General features: G+C 50.2%; 27 protein-coding genes. 22 read left to right on the top strand and 5 right to left on the bottom strand.

Features of this window, described 5'->3' with window-relative positions:
• The first annotated feature begins 2 nt into the window (after nucleotides 1-2).
• The 6 genes from SGLY_RS14850 to SGLY_RS14825 are packed head-to-tail and all read left to right on the top strand — an operon-like array spanning nucleotide 3 to nucleotide 3,232.
• Nucleotides 3-515 (top strand): hypothetical protein, encoded by a 513-nt coding sequence (locus tag SGLY_RS14850; protein ID WP_013623779.1) that lies wholly within the window; start codon nucleotides 3-5, stop codon nucleotides 513-515.
• Entirely contained in the window at nucleotides 505-723 is a 219-nt protein-coding gene (locus tag SGLY_RS14845) for a hypothetical protein (RefSeq protein ID WP_013623780.1), read from the top strand. The genes SGLY_RS14850 and SGLY_RS14845 overlap by 11 nt, the downstream gene beginning before the upstream one ends.
• On the top strand, nucleotides 724-2,154 hold the full coding sequence (locus tag SGLY_RS14840; RefSeq protein ID WP_013623781.1) for a DUF2586 domain-containing protein: 1,431 nt from the start codon (nucleotides 724-726) through the stop codon (nucleotides 2,152-2,154).
• A gap of 19 nt (nucleotides 2,155-2,173) precedes the next feature.
• Complete coding sequence (locus tag SGLY_RS14835; RefSeq protein WP_013623782.1) at nucleotides 2,174-2,611, top strand: hypothetical protein; 438 nt, start codon at nucleotides 2,174-2,176, stop codon at nucleotides 2,609-2,611.
• A 34-nt stretch (nucleotides 2,612-2,645) separates the two neighbouring features.
• The gene (locus SGLY_RS14830; protein WP_013623783.1) at nucleotides 2,646-3,026 is read left to right on the top strand and encodes a DUF6848 family protein; all 381 of its coding nucleotides are present in this window, start codon (nucleotides 2,646-2,648) and stop codon (nucleotides 3,024-3,026) included.
• A gap of 17 nt (nucleotides 3,027-3,043) precedes the next feature.
• A complete protein-coding gene (locus SGLY_RS14825; protein ID WP_013623784.1) occupies nucleotides 3,044-3,232 on the top strand; it encodes a hypothetical protein in 189 nt (62 codons plus the stop codon).
• A 16-nt stretch (nucleotides 3,233-3,248) separates the two neighbouring features.
• Here SGLY_RS14825 and SGLY_RS14820 read toward each other — a convergent pair whose 3' ends face one another.
• Nucleotides 3,249-3,488, bottom strand: a complete 240-nt coding sequence (locus SGLY_RS14820; protein WP_013623785.1) for a hypothetical protein — start codon at nucleotides 3,486-3,488, stop codon at nucleotides 3,249-3,251.
• An 87-nt stretch (nucleotides 3,489-3,575) separates the two neighbouring features.
• Between SGLY_RS14820 and SGLY_RS14815 the strand changes: the two genes are divergently transcribed.
• The 15 genes from SGLY_RS14815 to SGLY_RS18185 all read left to right on the top strand — a co-directional run bounded on the left by SGLY_RS14815 (nucleotide 3,576) and on the right by SGLY_RS18185 (nucleotide 14,737).
• Nucleotides 3,576-5,978 carry a phage tail tape measure protein gene (locus SGLY_RS14815; protein ID WP_242822953.1) on the top strand — a complete coding sequence of 801 codons (2,403 nt, stop codon included), beginning with the start codon at nucleotides 3,576-3,578 and terminating at the stop codon, nucleotides 5,976-5,978.
• Nucleotides 5,979-5,980: 2 nt separating this feature from the next.
• Nucleotides 5,981-6,574, top strand: coding sequence for a splicing factor 3b subunit 2 (locus SGLY_RS14810; RefSeq protein WP_013623787.1), 594 nt, complete (start codon nucleotides 5,981-5,983; stop codon nucleotides 6,572-6,574).
• A gap of 16 nt (nucleotides 6,575-6,590) precedes the next feature.
• Nucleotides 6,591-7,346 carry a serine/arginine repetitive matrix protein 2 gene (locus SGLY_RS14805; protein WP_013623788.1) on the top strand — a complete coding sequence of 252 codons (756 nt, stop codon included), beginning with the start codon at nucleotides 6,591-6,593 and terminating at the stop codon, nucleotides 7,344-7,346.
• 17 nt (nucleotides 7,347-7,363) lie between these two features.
• The gene (locus SGLY_RS14800; protein WP_013623789.1) at nucleotides 7,364-7,648 is read left to right on the top strand and encodes a hypothetical protein; all 285 of its coding nucleotides are present in this window, start codon (nucleotides 7,364-7,366) and stop codon (nucleotides 7,646-7,648) included.
• The gene (locus SGLY_RS14795) at nucleotides 7,648-8,061 is read left to right on the top strand and encodes a hypothetical protein (protein ID WP_013623790.1); all 414 of its coding nucleotides are present in this window, start codon (nucleotides 7,648-7,650) and stop codon (nucleotides 8,059-8,061) included. Before SGLY_RS14800 ends, SGLY_RS14795 begins: the two co-directional genes overlap by 1 nt.
• A complete protein-coding gene (locus SGLY_RS14790) occupies nucleotides 8,054-9,184 on the top strand; it encodes a baseplate J/gp47 family protein (protein ID WP_013623791.1) in 1,131 nt (376 codons plus the stop codon). The genes SGLY_RS14795 and SGLY_RS14790 overlap by 8 nt, the downstream gene beginning before the upstream one ends.
• A gap of 4 nt (nucleotides 9,185-9,188) precedes the next feature.
• Nucleotides 9,189-10,028, top strand: coding sequence for a hypothetical protein (locus SGLY_RS18275; protein WP_013623792.1), 840 nt, complete (start codon nucleotides 9,189-9,191; stop codon nucleotides 10,026-10,028).
• A 2-nt stretch (nucleotides 10,029-10,030) separates the two neighbouring features.
• Nucleotides 10,031-10,354 carry a hypothetical protein gene (locus SGLY_RS14780; RefSeq protein WP_013623793.1) on the top strand — a complete coding sequence of 108 codons (324 nt, stop codon included), beginning with the start codon at nucleotides 10,031-10,033 and terminating at the stop codon, nucleotides 10,352-10,354.
• Nucleotides 10,338-10,652, top strand: a complete 315-nt coding sequence (locus SGLY_RS14775) for a hypothetical protein (RefSeq protein WP_013623794.1) — start codon at nucleotides 10,338-10,340, stop codon at nucleotides 10,650-10,652. The genes SGLY_RS14780 and SGLY_RS14775 overlap by 17 nt, the downstream gene beginning before the upstream one ends.
• Nucleotides 10,653-10,683: 31 nt before the next feature.
• Complete coding sequence (locus SGLY_RS14770) at nucleotides 10,684-10,914, top strand: PDZ domain-containing protein (RefSeq protein ID WP_013623795.1); 231 nt, start codon at nucleotides 10,684-10,686, stop codon at nucleotides 10,912-10,914.
• Nucleotides 10,895-11,230 (top strand): diversity-generating retroelement protein Avd, encoded by a 336-nt coding sequence (gene avd / locus SGLY_RS14765; RefSeq protein ID WP_013623796.1) that lies wholly within the window; start codon nucleotides 10,895-10,897, stop codon nucleotides 11,228-11,230. Before SGLY_RS14770 ends, avd begins: the two co-directional genes overlap by 20 nt.
• A 220-nt stretch (nucleotides 11,231-11,450) precedes the next feature.
• Nucleotides 11,451-12,617 (top strand): reverse transcriptase/maturase family protein, encoded by a 1,167-nt coding sequence (locus SGLY_RS14760; RefSeq protein ID WP_013623797.1) that lies wholly within the window; start codon nucleotides 11,451-11,453, stop codon nucleotides 12,615-12,617.
• Complete coding sequence (locus SGLY_RS14755; RefSeq protein WP_242822952.1) at nucleotides 12,544-14,412, top strand: hypothetical protein; 1,869 nt, start codon at nucleotides 12,544-12,546, stop codon at nucleotides 14,410-14,412. The genes SGLY_RS14760 and SGLY_RS14755 overlap by 74 nt, the downstream gene beginning before the upstream one ends.
• The gene (locus SGLY_RS14750; RefSeq protein WP_013623799.1) at nucleotides 14,412-14,600 is read left to right on the top strand and encodes a hypothetical protein; all 189 of its coding nucleotides are present in this window, start codon (nucleotides 14,412-14,414) and stop codon (nucleotides 14,598-14,600) included. The genes SGLY_RS14755 and SGLY_RS14750 overlap by 1 nt, the downstream gene beginning before the upstream one ends.
• A complete protein-coding gene (locus tag SGLY_RS18185) occupies nucleotides 14,600-14,737 on the top strand; it encodes a CD1375 family protein (protein WP_013623800.1) in 138 nt (45 codons plus the stop codon). Before SGLY_RS14750 ends, SGLY_RS18185 begins: the two co-directional genes overlap by 1 nt.
• Before the next feature lie 331 nt (nucleotides 14,738-15,068).
• Here the strand turns inward: SGLY_RS18185 and SGLY_RS14745 are convergent, their stop codons facing one another.
• The 4 genes from SGLY_RS14745 to SGLY_RS14730 all read right to left on the bottom strand — a co-directional run bounded on the left by SGLY_RS14745 (nucleotide 15,069) and on the right by SGLY_RS14730 (nucleotide 23,180).
• A complete protein-coding gene (locus SGLY_RS14745; protein WP_013626028.1) occupies nucleotides 15,069-16,385 on the bottom strand; it encodes an efflux RND transporter periplasmic adaptor subunit in 1,317 nt (438 codons plus the stop codon).
• Between the two features lie 82 nt (nucleotides 16,386-16,467).
• Nucleotides 16,468-18,843 carry an ABC transporter permease gene (locus tag SGLY_RS14740; RefSeq protein ID WP_013626027.1) on the bottom strand — a complete coding sequence of 792 codons (2,376 nt, stop codon included), beginning with the start codon at nucleotides 18,841-18,843 and terminating at the stop codon, nucleotides 16,468-16,470.
• A gap of 72 nt (nucleotides 18,844-18,915) precedes the next feature.
• A complete protein-coding gene (locus SGLY_RS14735) occupies nucleotides 18,916-19,620 on the bottom strand; it encodes an ABC transporter ATP-binding protein (protein ID WP_013626026.1) in 705 nt (234 codons plus the stop codon).
• A gap of 119 nt (nucleotides 19,621-19,739) precedes the next feature.
• Entirely contained in the window at nucleotides 19,740-23,180 is a 3,441-nt protein-coding gene (locus tag SGLY_RS14730) for a pyruvate carboxylase (protein WP_013626025.1), read from the bottom strand.
• 208 nt (nucleotides 23,181-23,388) lie between these two features.
• Between SGLY_RS14730 and SGLY_RS14725 the strand changes: the two genes are divergently transcribed.
• On the top strand, nucleotides 23,389-25,527 hold the full coding sequence (locus SGLY_RS14725) for a GGDEF and EAL domain-containing protein (RefSeq protein ID WP_041444844.1): 2,139 nt from the start codon (nucleotides 23,389-23,391) through the stop codon (nucleotides 25,525-25,527).
• Nucleotides 25,528-25,537: the final 10 nt, after the last annotated feature.

Raw genomic sequence — 25,537 nt, 5'->3', positions numbered from 1 at the left:
AAATGTTTACGGAATGCAGGGAACACCTCATCGAAAAGCTGAAGGGAGCAGGAATCCGCTCGAAGCCCTACACAAGCATGAAAAAGCTCCGGGCATCACAGGAGGCCCATATCGGGGCCGTGCTCTTCGAGGAGGAAACCTTCGACCGAAGCGGCGCAAAAAAACTATACAGTGACCAAACAGGCGCGCAGCACAAGAGGCGAAAGGTTTTCTCCCGGGAGACGACCTTCAGCGTGATAATCGGAGACCCCGACCCCAAGAAGACGGAGGAGTTCTTTGAAGCGTTTCTCAGAGCCCTTGACAAAGGCATCTATATCGACGGGAACTATACCCCGATTGAGGTCGTGGAGGCGGAATGGGTTGACGAGGATGACAGCATCCTGAAGGCAAAAGTCGCCGTCAATGTCAAAGTCAAATTCATGGGCGGCGTTTATAAGGACACAGACTTCGCGAAGCTCACGGACGTCGAAGTCGAATCAGTTATCAAGGGAAAGGAGACTCAAGATGGCGAGTAAAAACCAACAGCCGGAAACGGCTGACACAGCAGCTCCGAAGCTATTTAGCATTGAGGAGCTCAAAGACAAGAAAAAAACGCCCGCCCCCATCTTCAGCGGTATGTGTGCCGCCCTCGGATGGAAGCCGGGCAAGATGGTCACGGAGGAAGACTTCGACGCAGCGGTCGGAAAATTCTCCGGCAGTCCCATCGGAAAGAAGGTGAAGTAAATGCTTAGAGATGTCACAACAAACATTACTGACGGATTGCTCGGACTGGCAACCGAAAAGGGCGAGGGTGTCCATGTGAAAATCGGTGTCTCCCCCGTTACGTCGGACACGCCTATCATCATTACGGGCAACATGACGGCGGCGAAAATCAAGGAACGCCTCGGCCTGAGCCCGCTTGCTGACAAGGTCATGGATTCGGTGGAGAACGGTTCCAACCGGATTTACTGCATCCCGGTCTCGGCATCCACGGCAGGAAGCCGGGGAATGGTCGAAAAGACAGGCACGGGCTCGGGTTCCCTAACCGCTGACGGGAGTCCTTACAATGCCTTTGACGTAATTGTCAGAATCACCGGGCAAGGCCGCAGAAATACCGCCCTGTTCGTGTATTCGATTGATGGCGGGTACAGCTATTCCGACGAGTCCACCGTGCCGCTGACGGGAGCCTTCGAAATCCCCCTGACGGGCCTGACTGTGACGTTTACGGAAGGTGCGCAGCCGAATGAGGAGACATCCTTCCTTGTGGGCGACGTCTTCCGTTTCAAGACAACGGCCCCCACCATGACCAACGCCGACGCGCTGGCGGCCATTGACAAGCTCAAGAACTTCAACGAGCCCTATGAATTGGTTCATATCGTCGGGGAATCGCAGAAAGCATTATGGTCGGCGGTATCGGAGCAGCAGCGGGAGCTCGCGGCAACCTATCACAAGCCCCTCCTCTTTGTGCTTGAGGCATACGTCCCGGACAACGAGGAGGATGTCGCCGACTACGCCTTGAGGCTTGAGGCCGACAAGAAGGACATCAAGAACACCGACATTCAGGTCGTGGCAGCGCGCTCCCTCTATGTCGGCATGGACGGCATCACAAGGGAAATCAACAACGCCGGAATCGTGTGCGGCCTGTACTCCAAGACCAAAGTTCATCAGAGTATCGGCAAGACCCGGGACACGGCGGGCATGGGAATCTCTAAAAGCAAGATGCTAGAGCTCCGGCCCGCGGGGATTGAGGAATATATCGAGCTGCTTGATGCCGCAAAATACCTCACCTTCCGGGAATACGACGGGCTTGAGGACTACTTTGTCACCAATGCTCGCGTGATGTCCCCGGACGGCTCGGATTACCGTTATGCCGAGGATGTCCGGGTCAAGAACAAAATCATCAAGGAAGTCCGCAAAGAGGGCCTTCAGCTCTTGCAGGACGACATCGACCTTGAAGATATGCAAAACGAGCTCGAAACAAGGGCGAAGTTCATGCAGACTCCTCTCGACGAGATGGTCAAGCTGAAGGAAATCTCCTCGGCCACAATCACAGTCCCGGAAGGACAGGACATCATCACGACCGAGAAAATGCCCGTCACCATCCGCTATGTGTCCAGAGGATACATCAGGGAAATCGAAGTCGACCTCGGCAGAACGAAGCCGAGCGCAAGCTAAGAAAGGAGGCTTGATTAGGATGTCATTGAAAGTAAACGGCAAAACATACGATTGGGCCGACGTCGATATTAAGCTCCCGGGTCTCACGATTGAGTTTCAGGAAATTTCCTACGACGACGAGCTGGAAAAGGAGCTCGCCTACGGCAAGGGTCAGAAACCGAGAGGCTACGGAGAAGGCAACTACAAGGCCGAAGGCAAGGTCAGCCTCCTCCGCGACGATTATGACGCGCTGCTTGACTACTGCAAAAGCAAAGGGACACCGCTCTTCAAGCTGGTCATCCCGAAGATTGTCGTCTCCTACGCCAACGAGGGAGACCGCACAAGGAGCGATGTGCTCAATACCGTCACGTTCACCAAACGCAGCAACAAGGCGGCGCAGGGAGACAAAAGCATCAAGGTTGACCTTGACATGCTTATCGTGGACGGAATCGAGAGCGACGGCGTTAAAGCCCTGTAATATCTCAAAATAAATGTCAAAGGAGGATTATGCAATGGAAGACAAGAGCATCAAAACCAACGAGGCCGAGGTTAAAAAAGGCGGGTCTGGAGCACTTAACACCGAGGAGCTCAAGACAAAACACGGCAAGGTTTATCAGCTTGATTTAACCCTCACCCCGGACGATGACACGGAGATTGAGGTCTCCTATATCTTCAAGAAGCCGACCACGGCGAGCTATGACCGTTATGTTAAGACGGCGGCCAACGGAATGACGAAGGCGCTCAAGACCTTCATGTTTGACAACATCATCCCTGAGCACCGCGACAGATTGGAGGCCGACCTTGAGGAATACCCGGCCCTTACCTTGAGCGCGGGCGAAAAGCTGCTCTCCATGCTCGGGCTGTCTAAGACCGCAAATTTAATGAAGCTGTAGAAGAGCAGCTCGGGAGGGTGAGGACGGACTTTGTTGAGGCGGCGACGCTTGAGATTTACAGGTTCGTCCCCCCTGCTCTTCTGCCGGATAATATCGGGGAGCTGCATTTTGATGAATTCCTTGCGCTCCTCGCCCGGGCAAGGTACATCGAAGAGGTTGAGGAGGACATTGTTGCGAGAGCTATCTCGAAGGTGTTCTCGGAATAAAAAACCGACCTCTTTATCAAAGGGTCGGTGTTTGTCTGGTAATCCATGCTTTATATAGTTTGGTCGCGTTCCTCCCGGCCTGGAAGATGCTCTCTTTGTCCTTGTCCTTCTGCCTTCCCATCGTGTTTTGATGGCCTACCCATAAGGCATAGGGAATCGTATAGACCATAAGCGGAACATATACAAGGACGGAGATGGCAGCTCCGGCGCACAGGGCGAATATGAGAACTTTGAGCATTACGATTATCAAGGTCATGGTAATCCCTCCTTTGCCTAATTATACCATACGAAAGGGGTGAGGAATAGTGTGAGCTTAGAATCCGTTTTCAAGCTGTCCCTCATTATGAACATGGTCGACCACCTGACAGGCCCGATGGGCCGTGTGCAGTCTTCGGTCGGCGGCTCTGTCTCGAAGCTTCAGAGCATGGAGCAGACCTTCGGCGACATGACCAAGACCGGGGCGGCGATGGCGGGTATCGGCGCACAGATAACCGCCTCAGCTCTCGCCCCGGTGGAGGCAACCTTCGCGACAAAAAGGGCTCTCGGTGAGCTTGCCTCGGTGGGCGTCAAAGACCTCGGCGTCCTTGAGGATGCGGCGCGCAGCTTCTCCGAACAGTGGGCCGGGACATCGAAAGCCGACTTCATCACGGCGGCCTATGACATCAAGAGCGGCATCTCCTCCCTTACGGATGCGGGCGTCGCCGGGTATACGGAGCTTGCAGGTATCACCGCGAAGGGAACAAAGTCCAGCATCGCGGAGATGACAAACCTCTTCGCCACGGGTTACGGCATATACAAGAACTTCTATTCCGACCTTTCGGATATGGAGTTCGGGGAAGTGTTCTCGGCGGGGATTGCGGCTTCGGTCAAGAACTTCAAGACCACGGGCTCAGGGATGGCACAAGCGATTCAGACCCTCGGGGCCTCGGCAACGACGGCCAACGTGCCCCTTGAGGAGCAGCTCTCTATATTGGGTATGCTTCAGGCCACAATGAGCGGAGCCGAGGCGGGAACGAAATACAAAGCTTTCCTCCGCTCGGCTGTCAAAGGCGGCGAGGAGCTCGGCCTCAAGTTCACGGACGCGAACAACCAGCTCCTCTCTATGCCGGAAATCCTCGGTAAACTCCGGGGCAAGTTCGGAGAGACGATGGACGCAGCCGAAAAAATGCAACTGCAAAAAGCTTTCGGTGATACGGAGGCGGTCGCCCTCATTGACCTCATGTACTCCAAGACGGGAGACTTGCAGAACAACATCCTCGGCCTTTACTCGTCGATGGGCGAAGGAGTCGGGGCCGCCCGGGAAATGGCGTCGGCTATCAACGACACGGAGCCCGAGAAGTACCAGCGGTTACAGCAACGCATCCAGAACGTCAAGGAGTCCATCGGCAACAGCCTCCTCCCCACCGTCAACGAACTGCTCGGCAGGGGCGAGGAAGTCCTGACAAAGGTTGGCTCATGGATTGAGAAGAATCAGGAGCTCGTCAAAGTCATCATGATTATTGTGCTCGCACTGGGAGGCTTCCTGATGGTGGCCGGGACGACAATCGCGGTCGTCGGCGGCGTGGGGCTTGTGTTCACCAAGACGGCGGGACTTGCGACAGGTTTTTACCGGGCGATACGGGGAATCCCCGACCTGCTTACAACTATCCAAATAAAGGCCCTGTATGCCGGGGACGGTCTAAAGAGAGGCTTCAGCGCGGTTAAGACCTTTGCCTCGTCGGCGGTTACTGGCATCAGAAACGTCGCCGTCAATATCGCAAGCATGGCGAGGACGGCAGCCATTAACGGGGTCACGGCATTAAAGAACATGGCCCTCGGCCTTGTGGGGATGGCAAAGCAAGCAATCACGACGGCGGTGACAGCGATGCCCGAGCTTATCGCCTCGGTGTGGAGCTTCACGGCGGCCCTGCTCGCGAATCCTATCACGTGGATTATTATAGGCATCGTCGCTTTAGTGGCCGCGATTATTCTACTCTGGCGGAATTGGGACTCGGTGGTCTCGTGGATACAAGGCGTTTGGAACGGCTTCGTCAACGGCATAAAGGCCGGGTTTGACTGGATTCGGAATCTCTTCTCGGGGATGCCGACCTGGCTGCAAATAGCAATCGCCGCATTCCTGCCGTTCATAGGGATTCCGATGCTCATTATCACGCATTGGGACTCAATAGTCGCCTTCTTCTCGAATATGTGGACCCGCATCAAGGAAGGCTTTGTCAACGGCATCAATGCAATCAAGGAATTCTTTATGGGTGTTCCGGCGTTCTTCAGGGAAAGCGGCGCGAGAATCATCGACACCCTCGTTGAAGGCATCAAGAGCGCGGCCATGAAGCCCGTCGAGGCGGTAAAAGGCATCTTCCAGAAGGTTAGAAAGCTTCTTCCGTTCTCGGATGCGAAGGAAGGGCCTCTCGCGGAGCTGACGCTTTCGGGGCACAGGACAATGTCCACGCTGGCGCAGGGCATCGAACAGGGTGCAGACCTCCCGGCTCAAGCCGTGGAGAAGGGGCTCGGCAAAATTGACACGACAGGAGGCCGGGAGCCTGTCAAGAAGGTCAACCTCAAGGAAATCTCCCGGGAGAAAGAAACATCGGAGACGACCACGGAAAGAGACAGGCGCATCATCATCGAGAAACTGCTCCTAAACGTGGACTTCTCCAAAATCAAAGAGCTCCCGCTGCTCCTCAAGCTCCTCAAGGAGATTGAGGACTACGTCAACAGCAACGGGCTCGTCGCTGAAGGGGAGGGATAATCTTGATATTTGTCGACGACAGTTCGATTAAAGTGAGCGGGGTTATCCTCCCCGGCCTCATCAAGAGTATAGAGGTCAGGGATGACGCTCTCATCGAAGAGCAGACAGTCGAAGGGAGCTCCGCGAAGGCGAAACAGGCAGAGGGGTACGAGGACGCAAAGGTGACGATTGAGCTCATCCTAGAAGACGGCCCCAACGCCACGAGGAAAGAGAAGCTCGACAAGATACAAAACCTTTTCAAAAAGGCAGGACAGGAGAAGCCTGTCGTTCATGAAATCATCAACGAGCACACGGCAGCGCGCCGGGTCAAGAAGGTCATCTTCAAGAGCCTCAGCTCGAAGGAGGAAAGCAAAAAGGAGCAGCTCACGGTGAGCCTTGAGTTCTGGTCGTACAATCCAATGACCATCACGGCGACAAAATCCAAGAGCGGCAGCTCGCAGACGAGCACCTCATCGGCGGTAAGCAAGCTCGACCCGGCATATCAAAGCTATTTGAGCGGCAGCCGGGGGACGGCTCCCAAGACCAACAACTCCCCCGCTGTGGATGACGTAAGCACGACGGCCTATGCGAACAGGCTCTCAATGATGCCGTACTAAGGAAGTGATTCTAAGAGTGGAAACGGCTGAATTATTCTATCCCGAAATCAGCGTAGAGCTCGGGAAATACACCTTCAGGGAAGGCGTAGAAATCGAGGTTTATTCAAGCAAAGACAGTTACTTTGATTGGGCGAAGGTGAGGTTTACCCGGCAGTTCAAAGAGAAGCTCACTCTCGACGTCAAAGAAAAGGCCCTCATCCAGCTCGGTTACAACGGGGTTTTCGACGATGTCTTCGAAGGATATATCACCAAGCCGTATGACAGCGGCGGTTACATGAACGAAATCCTCCTCAAGGACGACATGATTCTCCTTGAGGAAACGGCCATTAACAACACGTTTTTAGATGCGACGCCGCAGGAGATTATCTCCTTTTGCCTCGCAAAGGCCGGGGTTCAGAAGATGAAGCTTTCGGCGGCGGCACATCCGGCAAAGGCGCGAATCCCCATCTTTCAAAAGAACGTGGTCTCGGTCATTAACGAGATACACGCCGCATGGGGAATCGCTGAGAAGTTTTTCTTTTCGGGCGGAGTCTTCTATTGGGGAGAGAAGCCCGAACAAACAAAGGTTTTCTCGTTTGAGTACGGGACGAACATCATCACCCTCAACAGGCCGGGGGGCGTGTGGGAACTCGAAACGGTCTCCGCACCGTTCATCAAGCACTCGCACAAAATAAGCGTTTCACACCCGCAGGTGTCCGGCGAGTTCGAGGTCAAGAAGGTCGTCTTTACTACCAACGAGGCGGGGTTCATCCGCACCTACATCTATTTTTAACCGAAGGAGGGAGAGCAATGCTTGAGGAAATGGTCAAAAGTGTAATAGCAAAGCAGCTCGCCGCCGACTTCCCTCACTTGCAGCTCCCCGGCCTTATGCGTGCAAGGGTCACAAGAGCAGCGTCCACGGGCGAGTGGTACGAATACAGCCTCAAGATTCTTGACAAAACGGGCGAGATTGACGAACGCTTCCCGGAGATTCCCGGAGTGCTTTCCAAGGTAAACGTCGAGCTCGGGAAAACCGTCGCGGTCGGCCTTCTGTACGGTGAGCTCAATCCGTGCATTATCGGGGAGGTGGTTTGATGGCAGGGTTAAACGACACAGACATTAAGCTTGACCCCTCGTGGCAGCTCACCCAGGCGGCCACTGGCGACGCGCCTCTTGTGTCCGGGTTCGACTGCATCATGCAGGACATCCGGCTTGAGGCTATGACACAGGCGGGCGAGCTCTTCTATGATACTGAGTGGGGATGGTCGCTTCTCGACTTCGTGCAGAGCGAGGACGACGAGCTCACCATCATAGAGGTCGGGGAGCGCATAAGAGAAAAGCTTGAAAGAAGAGAAATCGTCGACTCTGAGACCATCTCAACCGAGGTAAAGCTTGAGGATGACGCGCTCAAGGTGTTCACTACCTTTTGCTTTATCGGGGATTCTCAGACCTACAGCGTGAGCGTCACGGTCGACAGGGTAAATGTGGAGGTGATTGAAATTGATTGATGAAAAGGTTCTTGACGAGATTCTTCCCGTCCCGGACATCGAGAAGCTCAAGGAGGAGACGGTCGCGCAGCTTAAAAGCGAGGGCTTCTCAATAACGAACTTCAGCTCGGGCGGCATCTTTTACACCCTCTTGATGATAGTCCTCCGCATCCGCATCGAGCTCATCAACCTCCTCCGCCGTGTGCTCAATAACATGTTTGTCGCTCATGCTGAGGGGATATGGCTCAAGCTCAAAGCGGCGGACTTCGGCAAGAAACAAAAGGAAGCCCTCAAAACGCAAGGCTATGTCACTGTGACAAGGGGAGAAGGCGCGGAGGCCGTTCGCATTGCCAAAGGGCACGTCTTCAAGACCATCAAGGACGTCAACGGCGAGGAGCTCCGATTCTTTGTCCTGAAGGATACCGTCCTTCAGAAGGGCGCGGAGACGGTCGGCGTCCTCGTGGAGGCCGAACGGGAGGGCTCAAGGTACAATGTACCACCCGGGCAGATAACGCGCTCCCTGACGCATTTAGAGGGCGGCTGCACGGTCTCCAATGGTTCTGACTGGATAGTCCGGGAAGGCAGCGACATTGAGGACGTTGAGAGCCTCCGGGAGCGCACCCTCCGCTCGTGGTCTGAGCTTGCCACAAGGCCCATCGCCGAGAAGTATCAAAACGCTTGTGAACAGGTTCCGGGCGTGCTCTTTGTCAAGGTGAACGATATGCACCCGAGAGGTCAAGGAACGGTCGACATCATCGTCACAGGGACGGCGGGAGAAGCGACGGAGGGCCTCCTTGCACAGGTGCGGGCCGAGGTCGACAAGATTATCGGCAACTATGACGACGTGCTCGTGAAGAGCTCTACGACCATAGAGCAGCCTGTCTCCGTAACCGTGACCATCCCGGACACCGTTTCGGATGACGGCATCGCCGACAGCGTGAAGGCTGCTATCTCGGAGCTGCTTCAGATACGGAAAAACCGGGAGCTCAACGAGCTCACTCACGCCGACATCGTCCACGCTGTCAAAAGCAAGGTCGCATCCGTCCGCAATGTCAAGGTTACGGTTCCAAGTGAGGACGTCTTCCTTGACAGCGACAAGGTCATCATCCTCGGTGAGGTATCGGTGACAGTGGAAAGGACGTGAGGCGATGGCGAGATTTGAGAGGTTCGGCGAGTACATGTTCAGCCTCCTCTTTACTCCGCTGAGGAAAGGGAAAAAGGCAGCGAATCAGTTCTATATCTTTTTCAAGGTCGTCGGGAAGCTGTTTGACGACACCAAGAGGGACATCTTCCGGGTGCGGGCCGAGTCAATGGTCATCAGCGCAAGCGAGGTCATGCTCCCGGAACACGGTAAAGACCGGGAAATGCCCCGGCTCAAGGGCGAGGATGCCGAAGCCTACAGGACACGGCTTTCCATGAAGGCCATTATCGCGGAGCAGGCCGGGACAAGGCCGGGCGTCCTCCTTGCCCTCAAGGCTCTCGGATATGAACAATCCTACATAGAGCCGTTTTATAAGACAGACCCGGAGAGATGGGCTGAGTTTATCATCTTCCTCCGGGGCAAGAATCCGAGTGGCGTCAATGACATCCGCATCATAGACGCCGAGGTGATGAAGGTCAAGGAAGCGAGTGCAAAGCCTAACTACGGTGTGGACAGCGGAAACGTCATCGGAATCCGTTCCAAGGAGCAGACGGGATTTTCCCGTTATCCCCTTTGCGGGACTATCGTGTGCGGCGTCTTCCCGATCGCGGTGTGTGTCGGCCATATGGTCGCCTCGGCGGGCGTGGCTCAGTCCCAAAGCGGCGGAGCTATCAAGGATTATCCTCTGACAGGCCGGACAATGACATCGCGGAGGATATACCACGAGGAGAATTGTTCGCTTTATTATGGCTTTGATTCCGTCTCGGAGGTCAAGTCTTCGGCCCGCGATGGTGAAGTGACTTATCCTCTCGCATCAGAGAAAACCATGACGAAAGGAGATGAATGACCATGAAGACATTGACGGGCATCGGCCTAAACAAACAGGCCCAAAGGTTCGCGAGCTCTATCCATCATGCGGCGTACAGCCTCAACGGAGCTCCGCAGACAAGGCCGATTTTCAAGTCTATCGTTGAAGGAGACGTCGTGAAGATTTACGTCTACTTTGACGATGCGGTTGTCGGCAGCGTCTCAAACGTGCAGCTCGTCGACAATGACGGCGATGTGGTCGCGCTGACCGACAGGGTCTTTACGAAACCACAAAGCAAGGGGCTCTATGTAGCCTTTAAGTACCGCTTTACAGAAATGGAGGTTGAAAGTGTTGAATCCTTATAGCAAAGTCGGATGGAAAGACCATGTCGTCGACGAGGAAACGGGCGAAGTCATCCAGAACGGGACGCCGCTGAGCGAGAACAATCTCGGTCATATGGACGACGGCATCCAGGCAGTCACCGCGCAGACCATAACTCAGGATGCCTCTATTGCACAGCTTCAGGCTGAGCTCAAGGTCGTCAAGGATGCAACCTTGAATAATATGACCAACAACGTGTTTATTGAGAACTTCAGCTCGCTCAGCAACATCAAGCTCAGCAACGGCATCTATGACCCGGTGGCGCGGAAAATCTATGTATAAAGTGGCGTGCCCGAGGAGGGAGCTGAGCTGCATGATAGGGAACTTGTTCAGTGAATTGGTTCCTTTATGCGACGGTGATTGCTCCGGCCTCAAGGATGATGACTTCATCATCTCCGGCATCATCACAGGGACAGACAAGAAAGCGACAATCAAGCTCACCGACTACGGATGCGAGTATTACGGAGACGTCCAAGAACTTGAGAGATTGCGGGAAAAGAGGTGTTTGATTCGTGGAGCCTTCCATGCTTCAGAAGAAAGCTGAAATCTTCCTTGACAGGATTTATCCCCTTTTGAGGAACTTCCCGCAGTCCGAGAAGTTTTGCCTCTGCCAAGAGATAAAACAGGCATGTTACAGGGTCATCCGAAACACTATGATGTACAGCGCACTCAAGACGGATGACCGCATCCATTACCTCCGGGAGGTGGACGCAGACCTGAAGCTCCTGCTCATTCATTTTGGGATGGCGAGGAATCAGAAGTACATCACCCAAAAGAAAGCCTATGAGCTGCAAGAGAAAATCTCCGAGCTCGGGCGCATATGCGGGGGTCTGATAAAGGCCCACTACGGGAAAAAGTAACTACTCACAGGGTTGTCCCTGTTTGACCGCTAACCGTGCGATTCGCGGCTACAATTCGGCCCGCTATTGGAACAACAATGGGCAGTCGAATCGCAACGACAACGTCGGCTGGCGGCCCGCCCTGTAAGTCTTTCGTCCGATGCGGTCACGGCTTCATCGGCGAGTCCTTGTTATACTTCAAGGGAGGGGCAATCCTTCACTGTGGAAACGGTGTAAACACATGAACAATGTCATAACTGCCAAGCCGCTTCATGAAAGGGATGCCATTATGACGAACACTACTAAAAGCCCGCTGTTTGACGCAGTTGTTGACTACGACAACATAGCGAAAGGATACCGTGAGACACAACGAGGAGCGCGGAAATTCCAAAAGGAAGCCGTCATCTTCGATATGTGCAGGGAGAGGAATCTCGTCCACTTGTGGCGAGACCTCAAGGATGAAGAATATGAGGTCGGGAAGTACATTCGATTCAAGGTTTTCGAGCCGAAAGAGAGAAATATCTCCGCTCCTCATATTCGGGACAAGACCGTGCAATTCGCGGTTCACAGCGTTCTCAAGGAAGTCTATAAGCCGGTATTTATCAAAGGCTCGTTTGCTTGCCAAGAGGACAAAGGGAATCACAGGGCGGTCGAACACCTTCAGCATAACATGAGGTTGTGCAAATGGAAGCACGGCGGAGGATGGATTCTCAAAATAGATGTCAAAAAGTTCTTTTACTCTATCGACAGGGACATCCTGAAGAGAATCCTTCAAAAGAAAATCAAGGACGAAAAACTTCTCCGGCTCCTTAACAAAATCATTGACTCAAGCCCGGAAGGAGAAAAAGGAATACCGCTCGGGAACGTGACCTCGCAGGACATGGCGAACATCTACCTCGACAAGCTCGACCAGTATTGCGTGAGGTTCCTCAAGGTGAAGTATTACACCCGGTACATGGACGATGTTTGCATCGTGACGCCAACGAAGGAACAGGCCCAGGAGTACCTCAAAAAAATCAAGACGTTCCTTGAGGAGCGACTCGGGCTTGAGACTAACCAAAAGACCAAGATTTTCCCGTTGGAGCAGGGCGTCAATGCCTATGGCTTCAAAATCTGGACGACTCACCGCCTATTGAGGGATAAATCAAAACAGGCGATGAAGCGACGCATTAAGCGTATGGACGAAAAGCAAAAGGCCGGGGAAATGACCAAGAAGGAAGTCGTTCAGGCCGTGAGCTCATGGCTCGGATATGCACGCTGGTCATGCAGCTTCAACCTCTGCAAGAAGATTTTCGCACCATACCCCTATATCAAAGTGGAAGGAGAGATTTATTTTGGCAGAATATCTCGGAACAATCAATCTCGGCGGCCTGTACAAGAGCGGAGTAATCCAACCTCGCCCCACTAAACCGTGGCGCATCAGCTCCGCGCCGACAGGTCAGAGTACAGTCGGAGACATTGCCGACTTTAACACCTTGACCACGATGTCAAGCTGGACTATCGGCAACACTCCGGGAACTGAAGCGAATCAGCTCAAATGGCACAAAATCAAGGACGGAGACAAGACCCTTCTTATTTGTGACAGGGTCATCCTGGCTAATGTGTCGTGGGACGACCTCAACGGCGACAATCGTATTTTTGGCAAAACCATCACTATTGACGGGGCCGAGTACAAGCTGAGAGCTCTGACGGGCGGCAGCAACTACAGGAGCGGAACGGACGCCTACTCCGGCGGTTCTCCGGCTACAAACGAGTGGGACAGATTCGTCACCCGCGAGGAGGTCATCACAGGGCTCCCTGCTCCCACTTCGGCAGACCTTGACTCTACCCTTGCAACGGCTGACTACACGAGCACTCATGGCGATTTTTGGCATTGGGCGGGTATGTATTCATGGTGTCAAGAGACCTACACAGGCAACACCGCTACCCGTGCGCTTCGCGGCTACATTTCGGCCCGCTATTGGAACAACAATGGGCAGTCGAATCGCACCGACATCGTCGGCTGGCGGCCCGTCCTTGAAGTACTGAATACTGCCCCATTGATTTCTGACATAGACCGAAATCTCGGGGACAAAAACGCGGACTTTGTAATCACCTACACGGTCAATGACACCGATGCGTCCGACGTGCTCACAGTAACGGAATACCGCGACGGCGTGCAGACAAACACCTTCACGAATGCAGTCCGGGGGCAAACATACAGCATCAACGTCCCGGTCACAAGCCTCAGCCTCGGCACTCATACCGTCTCCGTAACGGTCAATGACGGCAAGGGCGGCACGGCTACAAGAGTATGGACGTTCCAAAGAGTGAACGCAGCTCCGACCGTCTCGGGAAGTGACCAAAACCTCGGGGATAAAAACCTCGGCTTTCAGATTGAGTACACGGTTAATGACACGGACGGAGACACACTGACAGTTGTCGAGAAACTCAATACTGAAACGCTCAGAACGATAAACAACGCCCCGAAAGGACAGACGCTCACGCTTGAAATCACGAACGAAAAGCTCTTCAGCTTAGCTCTCAACTCGGTCAACACGGCTCGGATTGAGGTCAGCGACGGCAAGGGTGGCACGGCGTACAGGACATACACTTTCAAGCGCGTAAACGCCGCGCCGAGCATCTCGGGAGTGGATGAAGACCTCGGTCAACAGACGGGAGCCTTCTCAAAGACCTACATTGTGAACGACGTCGAAGGCGATGCGGTGATTATCACCGAAAAAATTGACGATACTGTCATCCGAGCATACACCGCAGAGCTCGGCACAGAGGCCACAATCACCCTCACGGAGGAAAAGTGGCTCATGCTGACAAACGGGTCACACTCCCTCAAGATTGAGGCTGTAGACACCAATTTTGCGACGTCGATTAGAGTCTTCAACTTCAGCAAGAACGAGACGGAAATCCTGTTCGAGTTCCCGACTCCGTTCGAGACCGATGCGATGGCAACCAAAGTCCTTGTCACTCCAACATGGCACATCGAGGGCGCGGAGGCCTACGTGTACGCTTGTAATAACGCTTTTGACGACAATCCGACATGGGAAGACATCACAGCGCAGGTCTTCATCAACCGAGTCTATAACTTCATCAATGCGGAGAAAACGGCGACAAGATGGGGCGTAAACATCCGCTTCCATATTGTCAAAAACCCCGGATATGAAGGCGAAGTCTCAATAAATGGATTTGGAGGTGCGTTTGAGTAATGCCTGAATTGTTAAATCCAAAGCCTCTCTCTGAAATCAAGAGGGAAAAGGTAGAAAAGGCCCAAGAACTAAATATCGACCTCTATGAGGCCGTGGCCGGACTGTTTGAGGAATTGCTTGAAGCAAATGCAAGGATTGCCGCGCTTGAAGAGCGTGTCAATACACTAACACAAGGAGGCGGGCAGTAATGGCAGCAGTCAAGAATTACATGATTCCCGTATACGCTGCACTCATTAAGAGGGAGAAAAGGGACATCGAGTCCCTCCCTGAAGAGTACATCGTCCCGGTGGCTGAGTATCTGGCGGCTGAAGTGGAAGGCGCATAGACCGCTTAAACCGGGCAAGACAAAAGGAGGGGCGGCCTCGCGGCTGCTCCCTCCCGGATGTCTTAAATGGCCTCGCTCTTTTGCATGAATCACCCCCTCCGGGGCGGTCGATGCAAGCGAACGATACCTCGGAAATACTTCTGAGAAACGGTGTAATTTTTGCCAAAAATCTTGTCCCTTTTTGCCAAAAATTTTGTCCGGCTACACCCAATTCGATGAAAATGTCATCAATCAATTTATTGATGAGCTCAATGATTTTGAGCAAATGATCGCCGAGATTGCCGTGACTTATGAATGAGCCTGCCAGGCCTTCAGCAAAATCTGAGAGGCGTTAACCGGCATTAATCCGTTTTCCTTCCTTAAGCCCCGTCAATTCAGTATCGAGCAAAACCAGAGCTCCGGCAGTCAGACCTTCTTGAATAATCACCGACTGATCATTTTCCAACCCTTTGGTAACGGGTTGGATTTTTGCTTTTCCCTGTTCGACAGTCCATACCGCATAGCCGTCCTGATAAGAAAAAACCGCGGTTTTTGGGACAATAAGCTGATTGGATTCCTGAGCAGTCGTAAATCGGGCATCCATGCTGCTTCCCAGAACAACAGGAGCATTACTCTGGAGAAGCAGGGTAACCTTAACCCGGTTTTCTGTCAGACCGAGAGGGGAAATTCGCTCAACAGCGGAAGAATCTATGTGTTCAATTTTAGCCGCTAAGGTTTTTTTCCCGTCGCCCGTGTCTTGAACCAGCTCCACAGGGTCCCCGGATCGGATTCCCAGGACATCACTGGCCAGGACGTAGCTTTCCAGCTTGTAGCCCTGGTTTTGATAAACACTCAGCAGGTACTGCCCCAAAGAGATCATGGAACCTTCTTTAAAGGTCAGATCCTTAATATAGCCATCTTGGGGAGCTGAAATCCTGGCATTTTTGATTTTTTCTGTTAACTGGGAAATTTGAGCGCTTAGCGCATTTTTTTGACTGTCAAAATATAATTCCGAACCTGATTTGTTATGGTTGAGCAGCTCCAAGGCATTTTTTTGCTGGGCCAGGTTATTCCTGGCCTTTTCATTCAGGCGTTCCTCTTCCTCAAATTGAACAAGGGAAATGGCACCGGTCCCATAGAGGGCTTTGGCACGGTTAAGGGACTGCTCTTGGGCCAGAGCATCTTTTTCCGCTTGTTCAAGCAGCAATCTTTGTTGGTTGATATTCGCTTCGGCGGATGCGCCGCCGGTCTGCTGGCGTTGTCCCTCAATACTGCCCAATTGGGCAGTGAGGGCACTCAGCTGATAGCTTAAATCAACAGTATCAATTTCCAGAAGGACCTGGCCTTTCTTAACCTGATCCCCGTTTTGCACAGAAATGGTTTTTATTTTTCCATCAACCTGATTGTAAATTAATAATTCATTGGACGGGAGAACCTGAGCCTCTTCCGTAAATCCCTTGCTGAATTCTTGAGGAGTGACAGTCAGCAGCCTTCCTTGCAGAGGTAAGAAACTGTAGACTAGGCTAAAAAGGACAATAAGGCAGAGCACAAAAACGAAAATCAGCAATCTTTTTCTTTTCGGGTTTTTGAACAAAGAGTATTTTTTCAAGAAAAAATCTTGAAATACCCCGGATTTGCGCTGAGAAATGTTCAACTGTTCTCCACTCATATTCAGTCCTCCTAAAAATAAATTTGAGACTGCGTTTACCGGGAAAAAGTATAAACAGGATTGTTTGGCTCAAGCGGCGATTTTATTCTTGAACCGCAAGGATTTCGACAAAAGGAAGGGACTTGATCCTGCGGAAGGTCTGGTTTTGAGCGATCCAAACAAAAATGACCGTCCCCGCGGCAGCCCACAATAAAGCAGAAGGCGGCAGATCGGCCGGAATACTGTAGAGATCGGTACTTAAGGATTTGGCCATTCCGGCCAGCAGAGCATAAGCCAGAGGGATGCCCAAAAGAATTCCGGACAGGCTGAGCGTCCACTGTTCGGAGATAATCACCTGCAATATTTCCCTGGGCGTAAGACCGAGAACAGATAAAGAGGCCAATTCCCTTTTTCTTTCCGAAAGGGAAATGATACTGGAATTATAAATCAGGGCAAAGCCGGCGATTCCGGCAATAACCGCCAAAAAATAAGTAGTAAAGTTGTAGGATTCCATCATCTGCTTAATTTTCTCGGCATTTTCCTGAATGGATTCTAACGTGGCAACCTGGCCGGCGTCGCGGTACTTGCTTTTTAAGGCGCTTAACTGTTCAGGATCTATTTTTATCAGCATGGAAGTACTGATTTCACCCTGCCGGAGAAAATCCTGCAGGGAATCAATGTCCATGAAAGCATTGAGGCCGATGTATTGAGGAACAATACCCTGGACAGCTATCGTACGGGGAGTATCAGCAATAAGTTCTCGATTCAGGGAACTTTCCACAATAACGGAATCCCCGGTTTTCACCTGAAGAAGGTCCGCCAGATGTTCGGAGAGCAGAATTCCGCTTTCGGGGACCTCTACCCGGTTTTCATTTTGATCAAGAATATTGTACAGCGTGGTTTCCCGGGGAAGCCCCATAATGACGACTTCTTTTTCCAGCCATTGATTTTTGATTGTGGCCGGCGCTTCCAGGACAGGATCAACCTCAGTAACGCCCGGTTCACGGGCCAGGGTATTTCTTACCGCGCGCATGGCGGAAGGGGCTTGCATGGAGATTTTGACATCATAAGTCTGAACCTGTTCATACTGAAAAGTGGTCAGCTTATCCGACATGCTCTGGATGGACCAGGATACCGCCATCATGCTGTAGACAACTGCCAGAGCAAGCACAGTAATCATGCTTCTGACGGGAGAACGGAAAGTATTGCGCACCCCCATCTGGGTTTGGGCGGAAAAGCTGTTCCAGATCAAAGATACTTTTTCGAGGGGAGTCTTGCGGGCTGCGGTGGGGACAGGAGGACGCATCGCCGAAGCCGGTTCCAGGCGCAGGATATCCAGGCAGGCCCTGATGCCGCTGATCAAACTGAAAAAGAGGGAGAGAACGATTCCCCAAAAAAGATATTTCAGGGAAAAGGAGCTTTGCAGGCCGGGGAGGGCAAAGAACTCCTCATACAGAGAAGTCAGAGGGAAGGATAAAGCAATACCGGTCAGGCCGCCCATTAACCCGCCGATAAAGCCGATCAGCAAGGGATAAGAGAGGTAGTGGAAAATGATCTCCCTGTTGGTATGGCCAAAAGCCTTGAGTGTGCCGATGGCGACTCTTTGCTGCTCAATCAGCCTTCTGAGCATGGTATAGAGGATGATGGCCGCTACTCCCAGGAAAATCACCGGCAGGGTTTTCGTTGTTCCCTTCAACTGGGTCAATTCATTGTTCAGGATAAAGTGGCTTGTTTGATCTTCACGGGGGATGATACTTTGCACACCGTAAGGAGCCAGTTCAGTCTGCAGCTGATTTTTCACGGCCGTAAAATCAGTTCCCGGCTTTAAGGAGAAAATCAGATCATTGACCTGCCCCGATTCTTTAACAAGCGATTTGAGGGAAGCTGTGGGAACATAGGCAATACCGAAGGATGAAGGATCGGGATAGATGTCCTGAGCATTGCGCATAGCATAAATAAACTCCGGATTCTGAGCAGTGCCTACAATGGTGAAGGTCGCCCTTTTGCCTTCCAAAATAAGAGTAAGCGGATCACCCAGATGAAACTTGCCTGCCGCAAAAAACTTTGGATCAACAAGCATTTCGGCAGAATTATCCTCAGGTATTCTGCCGCTGGAAAGGTGAACGAGATCAAGCTTAGGGTCGGATGTATTCAAAGAAACCAAACGCAGGGAGCGGTTGGAATCGGTTTTTTCTTCAAAAATACGGACATCTTTCACGATCCGTCCTTCGATCACATCGATTCCGGAAATATGGGAAAGACCGCTTACCTTATTCTCAGGATAGCCGGTCAATTGAATAAAGCCGTCAGCAAAGTGAGTCTCTGTATAAAAAACATTTTGGGCGCGTTGGAGATTTTCCAGAACAATAGACATAGAGGCATAAGCGATCAGCCCAATGGCGATCACGACCATGCAGGCGAAATACACACCTCTGTTCTCCTTAATTTCCCTGATCGTTTTCCTGTTCAGCACAGCCATAAGGCGGCCCCATTTCATCATAAAAATTGAAATGCAACTATGCAGGTCAACATGAAAACAGCACCATACCGATTACCATGTAATATCTTCAGGCTGAATCTGATGCTCATTGACAACAATCCGGTCCAGGAGACCGTCTTTCAGATAAAAAACCCGGTTAGACATCTTAGAGATTTCCGCATTATGAGTAATGATCAGTACGGTTTTGCGGTATTCCCTATTCAGCTTTTGGAGAGCTTTGAGAACCTGAATCCCCGTCTGAATATCCAAAGCCCCTGTAGGTTCATCACAAAGAAGGAGCTCCGGATTTTTGACAATGGCCCGGGCTATGGCAATCCTTTGCTGCTGCCCGCCGGAAAGCTGGGAAGGAAAATGGGCGGACCAGTCCTTAAGGCCCACATCCCCTAAGATTTCCTCAATAGACAAAGGATTTTCGGCAATTTCCCAAGCCAGCTTGACATTTTCGTAAGCGGTCAGGTTAGACATCAGATTATAGTGCTGAAAAACAAAACCCACTTCATTGCGGCGGTAAAGAGTCAGCTCTTTATCACTGGCTTGATGAAGCGGATGTCCTTTATAGAAAAGCTCGCCGGAGGTGGCCTTGGTCATGCCCCCCAAAATATTAAGCAGGGTAGTTTTGCCTGAGCCGCTTTGGCCGAGAACGACAATAAACTCCCCCTGCAGAATTTGAAAGTTAAGTCCCTTTAAAACAGCTACCGTTACTTCGCCGGTCTGATAGGTCTTGCGGATGTCTTTACCCTCGAGCAGGACCGTCATGGATTCACCTCCGCTATCCGGGAAATTGATCTGAGATTAACCTTATAGTATGACGAAGTAGGCAGGCGGTCAAGAGAAAAGGACATTTATTTATTGCTAAAAAATAAATGCCCTTTTGTTCAGGAATCCTGTTTTATTTTGAGGATAAGCTGGCCGGACTTAACCAGCTGGCCCTCGGAGATAAAGATCTTCTCAATTTCTCCGTCAACAGGCGCGATCAGATTGGTTTCCATTTTCATGGCGTCAATAATAATCAGGCTTTGTTTCTTGGTGACCTTTTCTCCTTCACTGACAAATATTTTCGCTATGCTTCCGGAAATGGAAGAACCGACCTCAGACGGATTATTCGGATCAGCCATAAGAGTTTTATCGATTTTTTCGCTTTCTTCGAAATTCTTATCAAATATCTTCATTTCCCGCCTGTTTCCATTGACCTCAAAGACGACGTTTTTATAGCCTTCCTCATCAACGGCATGAACCTCTACAAGCTTGAGAATCATTACTTTTCCTTCATCAAGGTCAATCTCACAGGTTTCACCCTCCCGCAGGCCATAGAAGAAGACGTGGCTCTCCAGGTTATAAAGGTGGCCGTATTCTGATAAAGACTGCAGATAATCACTGTATACCTTGGGATAGAGAGCATAGCTTATGGCGTTTCTGATGTTGGCTTCGGACATAAACTCCGAGTTGAGCTTCTCCGTAATATGGTCAAGATCGATATCCTTGAGGATTTCCCCGGGCCGGCAAGTGATCGGTTTTTCCCCCTTTAAAACCATGCTTTGCAGATCTTCGGGAAAACCGCCGAGCGGCTGGCCCATCATACCGCGAAAATAGTCGACGACAGAATCGGGAAAAGCGAGGTTCCTCCCTTTTTCCAAAATGTTCTCGCTGTTCAGACCGTTTTGCACCATAAATATGGCCAGGTCTCCGACCACTTTGGACGTCGGGGTCACTTTGATGATATCTCCGAGAAGATCATTCACCTCCCGGTACATTTCCTTGATTTCTTGAAATTTATGGCCCAGACCAAAGCTTTCAACCTGGGGCTTAAGGTTGGAATACTGCCCGCCGGGGATTTCATATTTATAGACCTCGGCCGTCCCGGATTTTAATTCCGATTCAAACTGGGTGTACACACTTCGCGCTTCCCGCCAGTAGCTGCAGATCTTTTGAATATCCATCAGATTGATCCCTGTATCAAGCTCGGTGTTTTCCAAAGCGGCGACGATGGAGTTCAAAGCCGGCTGGCTGGTCAAGCCTGCTAGGGGGTTAAAGGCAGTATCCACAATATCTACGCCCTCTTCGGCAGCCATCAGCAGAGTAGCCACGCCATTGCCGCTGGTATCATGAGTATGAAGGTGGATCGGAATAGAGATTTCTTCTTTGAGGGCCCGAATCAGCTTGGCGGCGGCATATGGCTTGAGCAGCCCGGCCATATCTTTGATCCCGAGGATATGAGCGCCCATTCGTTCGATTTCCTTAGCGATGTTTACATAATACTGCAAAGAGAATTTATCCCGTTTTTCATCCAATATATCGCCGGTATAACAAAAACACACTTCGGCGACCTTGCCGGTCTTGAGGACTTCATCAAAAGCAATCTCCATCCCTTTAAGCCAGTTCAGGCTGTCAAAGATTCGGAAAATATCAATGCCCTGTTCCGCCGATTCCTGGATAAAGGCTCTGATCAGGTTATCGGGATAATTGGTATAACCAACGGCATTGGACCCCCTGAGAAGCATTTGAAACGGAATATTGGGAATAAGCTTTCGCAAAGCCTGCAGTCTTCTCCAGGGAGACTCTCTTAAGAACCTGTAGGAAACATCAAAGGTAGCTCCTCCCCACATTTCAAGGGAAAATAAATCCTTAGCCAGAACAGAAGTGGCCTCCGCGATCTTCAGCATGTCCTTGGTTCTGACCTTGGTCGCCAGTAAAGACTGGTGGGCATCACGATAAGAGGTATCGGTCAAAAGCAGCTTCTCCTGGTTTTTTACCCAGGCGGCAAATCCCCGGGCCCCTTTCTCCTGCAAAATTTGTCTGAGGCCCGTCAAATTTTCCGGCACGGTTATTTTGGGAACAGGGGCGATATTGTAGTCCTTTTTGGTATTTCTGACTTCATTGACAATTTTTTCACCGATGAACCTGAGAATCTTGGTTTCATAATCTTTTTTCGGTTTGATGTCAAAAAGCTCGGGCGTATCATCAATAAAATGAGTGTCGCATTCCCCGCTCAGGAATCTTTCATGGTTAAGAACATTAATCAGAAAGGCTTCATTTGTTTTTACACCCTTGATATTAATTTCCTTAATTGAACGAATTGCTTTTCTCGTCGCATTTTCAAAAGTTCTGGACCAGGAAATAATCTTTACCAGCAGGCTGTCGTAATAGGGAGATATGGTTGATCCTGTGTAGCCGTTTCCGCCGTCCAGCCGGATGCCAAAACCTGAGCTTGTCCGGTACGTCTCTATTTTGCCTGTATCGGGGGCAAAGTTTGCCAAAGGGTCTTCTGTTGTTATGCGGCACTGGATGGAGTAGCCTCTGAGATCGACCGATTCCTGGGAAGGTATGCCGATTTCCGGGGAATCAAGCGGGTAGCCTTGAGCAATTAAGACCTGGCTTTGGACAATGTCAATACCCGTAATCATCTCCGTAATGGTATGTTCGACCTGGATGCGGGGGTTCATTTCAATAAAATAGTGGTTTTCGTTTTTGTCCACCAAAAACTCTATGGTGCCGGCATTAATATACTCCGCTGCCCGGGCGATTTTCAGGGCGTCATTGCACAGCCTTTCCCGCAATGCCGCGGATATCGCGATAGCGGGGGCAAATTCCAGAATTTTTTGATGCCTTCTTTGAATAGAACAGTCCCGTTCATATAAATGAACGATCTGACCGTGTTTATCGGCAAGGATCTGGACCTCGATATGTTTGGGCCTATCCAGATATTTCTCAATGAAAATCTCGTCAATGCCGAAAGCTTTACGGGATTCATTTTGGGCACTGTAAAATTCGCGTTCCAGGTCTTTCTGACTGTAAACCACTCTCATGCCCCGGCCTCCGCCGCCTGCCGCCGCTTTCAGAATGACAGGGTACCCGTAATCCTCAGCGAAAAGGATCGCTTCCCGGACGGATTGCATCGGTTTATCAATCCCCGGGACGGTAGGTACTCCGACCTTGTGGGCCAGGAGTTTGGATTTGATCTTATCCCCCATATTGACCATGGAATGAACCGAAGGACCGATAAACTCAATTCCTGCCTCAAAACATTTTTGGGCAAACTCCGGATTTTCCGATAAGAAACCATAGCCGGGATGAATGGCATCTGCTCCTTTACGCACAGCGAGGTCAATAATTTCTTCCATCCCCAGATAAACCTCAATCGGCTTTTTCTTTTTGCCGATCAAATAGGATTCGTCCGCTCTGAGCCTGAATAAAGCATACTTGTCTTCTTCGGAATAAATCGCAATCGTTTGAATTCCCAGTTCCTTGCAGGCCCTGAAGACTCTTATCGCAATTTCCCCTCGGTTGGCCACTAATACTTTATTAAAATGTTTAATCATTTTTTTCTCCTTTTCCGGGCAAAGTAAGGTTATATATTTCTATTATAAATCATAACCCAAACATCTGGATAAGATTTATTCAAAAACAAGATAATACATGATAAAATTATAAATACTGGAACCCCGATCAAAGATAAATTGCGCATACTTGCCCTGAAAAACAGGCCAGAACAGCTTGGAAAAAGTCCATTGTAAAGGGGAATCATCCTTGGAAATTTGTCAACAATCCTTTGAGATTGCGTTGGAACATATATCGGATGCGGTTCTTTATGGCAGGATCATTCAAAACAATGGTGTTGCTGTTGATTGCGAGCATTTATATCTGAATACAGCGTATGCAAGGATAATCGGCGGCAAGAAAAAGGATGTGATCGGCAGTACACTCAAAGAGCTCCATTCTGATCCCGGCAGTTTTGCCGGTTTAATCAGTTTTCTAGGGGAAATTGCTTCCAGGGGGAACCGGGAAGTACTTGAGCAATACGCGGATCTCGGGGATAAATGGTACAAAATCAGGGCCTTTTCCCCTGAAACAGGCTATTTTGTGGCGATTTTTAAAGAATTGAGCGAACCGTTTCAAAGTCATGAAGAATTGAATTTTCACAATGAAGAACTGAAAAAAATAAATGAGCAAATCAAGGTTCAAAAAGCCAGACTGGATGAAAAAAACAAGATATTGGAATTGATCATGAGATCCAGTTGTGACAGGGTGTGGTATCTTAAACGAAATACAGGGGAAAAAGAACTTGCGGGCAGATTTCTCAATGTCTGCTCAACGGAGAATATTACGATTGAGGAATGGGAACACCGGATTCATCCTGATGACCGCGAACATGTCTGCAAACTGTTCAATGAATTCTTCAATGGAAAAACCGAAGATTATTATGATGAGTATAGGGTCAGAAGTGAGGACGGTTCCTATAAATGGATTCGTTCGAGCGGCAGATCATATTCGGATCAAAATGGGAAACCGTCGATATTGGCCGGCATGCATATTGACATCAACAATTTAAAAGTACACGAGGACCAACTGGCTTATATTGCTTATCATGACAGTCTGACCAGCCTTCCGAACAGGAAGTTGTTTTTTGACAGACTGGACATCACTTTAAAAAAAGCGAAAAGATTAAATGAGAAGGTTGCGGTATTGTTTTTAGATATTGACAACTTTAAGAAAATCAATGACAGTATGGGCCATGACTGTGGGGATGAGATCCTCAGACAATCTGCCCATAGGATTTCCTCAAACATTCGGGATTATGATACATTGGCTCGCTTAGGCGGAGATGAATTTGTTTTATCGTTCCAGAATGCCAGCTGCAATGAAGAAATCCTGGCTTTAACGAAAAGGGTGAAAGATTGCTTTCTGAAACCTTTTGTACTCGGAAAAAACAGTGTTGTTCATCTCAGCTGCAGTATAGGGATTTCGGTTTTCCCCGATCATGGCGTAACAAAAGAGGAATTGCTGAAGTATGCGGATATGGCGATGTATAAAGCGAAGGAAAGCGGAAAAAATACAGTGCGGATTTTTTCCTTTGCGATTGCGGAGGAAGTCCTTCTCAAATTTAATATGGAAAAAGGGTTGCGCAAAGCACTGGAAAAAGAAGAGTTTGAGCTGATCTATCAACCTCAGTATGACATCGAGACAGGCCGAATCAGGGGAGTAGAAGCTTTGCTCAGATGGAATAATCCGTTTAAAGGCCATTTGGAGCCCGTGGATTTTATCAATGTTGCCGAAGAAACCGGCCTGATTATTCCCATTGGGGAATGGGTGATCAAAAAAGCCTGCGAAACCGCAAAAAAATGGAAAAGTGAATATGATTTCCAAGGGATGATCTCAGTGAATATCTCGGCGACACAGCTCCGGAATGGTGATATTGTCAAAGCCATTAAGGATATTCTGTCCGAAACGGAGCTCTCCCCGTCCTCCCTGGAGATTGAAATATCCGAGAATACATTTGCGGACTGCCTGGATGAGACAATCCTCAAAATGATTGAACTGAAAAAAATGGGCATAAAAATATCTTTGGATAATTTTGGGAAGGGATATTCTTCTCTGGGATATCTCAGGCGGCTGCCCATTCATGTTTTAAAGATAGACAAATCCTTTGTAGAAGAAATCAATCCGGGGTACCAGGGCAAGAAAATTGTCAGCTCAATCATTTCACTTGCTCAGGACCTGGACATTGATGTGATTGCCGAAGGAATTGAAACCTCCGAACAATATGATTACTTAAAAAAAGCAAGGTGCGGATTCATTCAGGGACATTTTACGAGCAAGCCGATCTCTGAAGAATTAATTGGAGAATTAATCAAAAGAGATTTGAAAGAAAAGAGTTTTCCGGAATGATATCCTTTTC

Origin of the sequence: Syntrophobotulus glycolicus DSM 8271 (genome assembly GCF_000190635.1) — a bacterium.
Lineage (GTDB): Bacteria > Bacillota > Desulfitobacteriia > Desulfitobacteriales > Syntrophobotulaceae > Syntrophobotulus > Syntrophobotulus glycolicus.
The sequence above is the reverse complement of the archived record's forward strand: the minus strand, read 5'-3'. Positions and strand labels throughout refer to the sequence as shown.

Excerpts from the sequence above, each read along its gene's own strand:
- avd (WP_013623796.1), top strand. The coding sequence starts at position 10,895 with ATGCTTCAGAAGAAAGCTGAAATCTTCCTTGACAGGATTTATCCCCTT.
- SGLY_RS18185 (WP_013623800.1), top strand. The coding sequence starts at position 14,600 with ATGGCAGCAGTCAAGAATTACATGATTCCCGTATACGCTGCACTCATT.
- SGLY_RS14835 (WP_013623782.1), top strand. The coding sequence starts at position 2,174 with ATGTCATTGAAAGTAAACGGCAAAACATACGATTGGGCCGACGTCGAT.
- SGLY_RS14760 (WP_013623797.1), top strand. The coding sequence starts at position 11,451 with ATGAACAATGTCATAACTGCCAAGCCGCTTCATGAAAGGGATGCCATT.
- SGLY_RS14830 (WP_013623783.1), top strand. The coding sequence starts at position 2,646 with ATGGAAGACAAGAGCATCAAAACCAACGAGGCCGAGGTTAAAAAAGGC.
- SGLY_RS14845 (WP_013623780.1), top strand. The coding sequence starts at position 505 with ATGGCGAGTAAAAACCAACAGCCGGAAACGGCTGACACAGCAGCTCCG.
- SGLY_RS14740 (WP_013626027.1), bottom strand. The coding sequence starts at position 18,843 with ATGGCTGTGCTGAACAGGAAAACGATCAGGGAAATTAAGGAGAACAGA.
- SGLY_RS14840 (WP_013623781.1), top strand. The coding sequence starts at position 724 with ATGCTTAGAGATGTCACAACAAACATTACTGACGGATTGCTCGGACTG.
- SGLY_RS14815 (WP_242822953.1), top strand. The coding sequence starts at position 3,576 with ATGAACATGGTCGACCACCTGACAGGCCCGATGGGCCGTGTGCAGTCT.
- SGLY_RS14770 (WP_013623795.1), top strand. The coding sequence starts at position 10,684 with ATGATAGGGAACTTGTTCAGTGAATTGGTTCCTTTATGCGACGGTGAT.
- SGLY_RS14800 (WP_013623789.1), top strand. The coding sequence starts at position 7,364 with ATGCTTGAGGAAATGGTCAAAAGTGTAATAGCAAAGCAGCTCGCCGCC.
- SGLY_RS18275 (WP_013623792.1), top strand. The coding sequence starts at position 9,189 with ATGGCGAGATTTGAGAGGTTCGGCGAGTACATGTTCAGCCTCCTCTTT.
- SGLY_RS14730 (WP_013626025.1), bottom strand. The coding sequence starts at position 23,180 with ATGATTAAACATTTTAATAAAGTATTAGTGGCCAACCGAGGGGAAATT.
- SGLY_RS14735 (WP_013626026.1), bottom strand. The coding sequence starts at position 19,620 with ATGACGGTCCTGCTCGAGGGTAAAGACATCCGCAAGACCTATCAGACC.
- SGLY_RS14780 (WP_013623793.1), top strand. The coding sequence starts at position 10,031 with ATGAAGACATTGACGGGCATCGGCCTAAACAAACAGGCCCAAAGGTTC.
- SGLY_RS14745 (WP_013626028.1), bottom strand. The coding sequence starts at position 16,385 with ATGAGTGGAGAACAGTTGAACATTTCTCAGCGCAAATCCGGGGTATTT.
- SGLY_RS14795 (WP_013623790.1), top strand. The coding sequence starts at position 7,648 with ATGGCAGGGTTAAACGACACAGACATTAAGCTTGACCCCTCGTGGCAG.
- SGLY_RS14750 (WP_013623799.1), top strand. The coding sequence starts at position 14,412 with ATGCCTGAATTGTTAAATCCAAAGCCTCTCTCTGAAATCAAGAGGGAA.
- SGLY_RS14850 (WP_013623779.1), top strand. The coding sequence starts at position 3 with ATGTTTACGGAATGCAGGGAACACCTCATCGAAAAGCTGAAGGGAGCA.
- SGLY_RS14820 (WP_013623785.1), bottom strand. The coding sequence starts at position 3,488 with ATGACCTTGATAATCGTAATGCTCAAAGTTCTCATATTCGCCCTGTGC.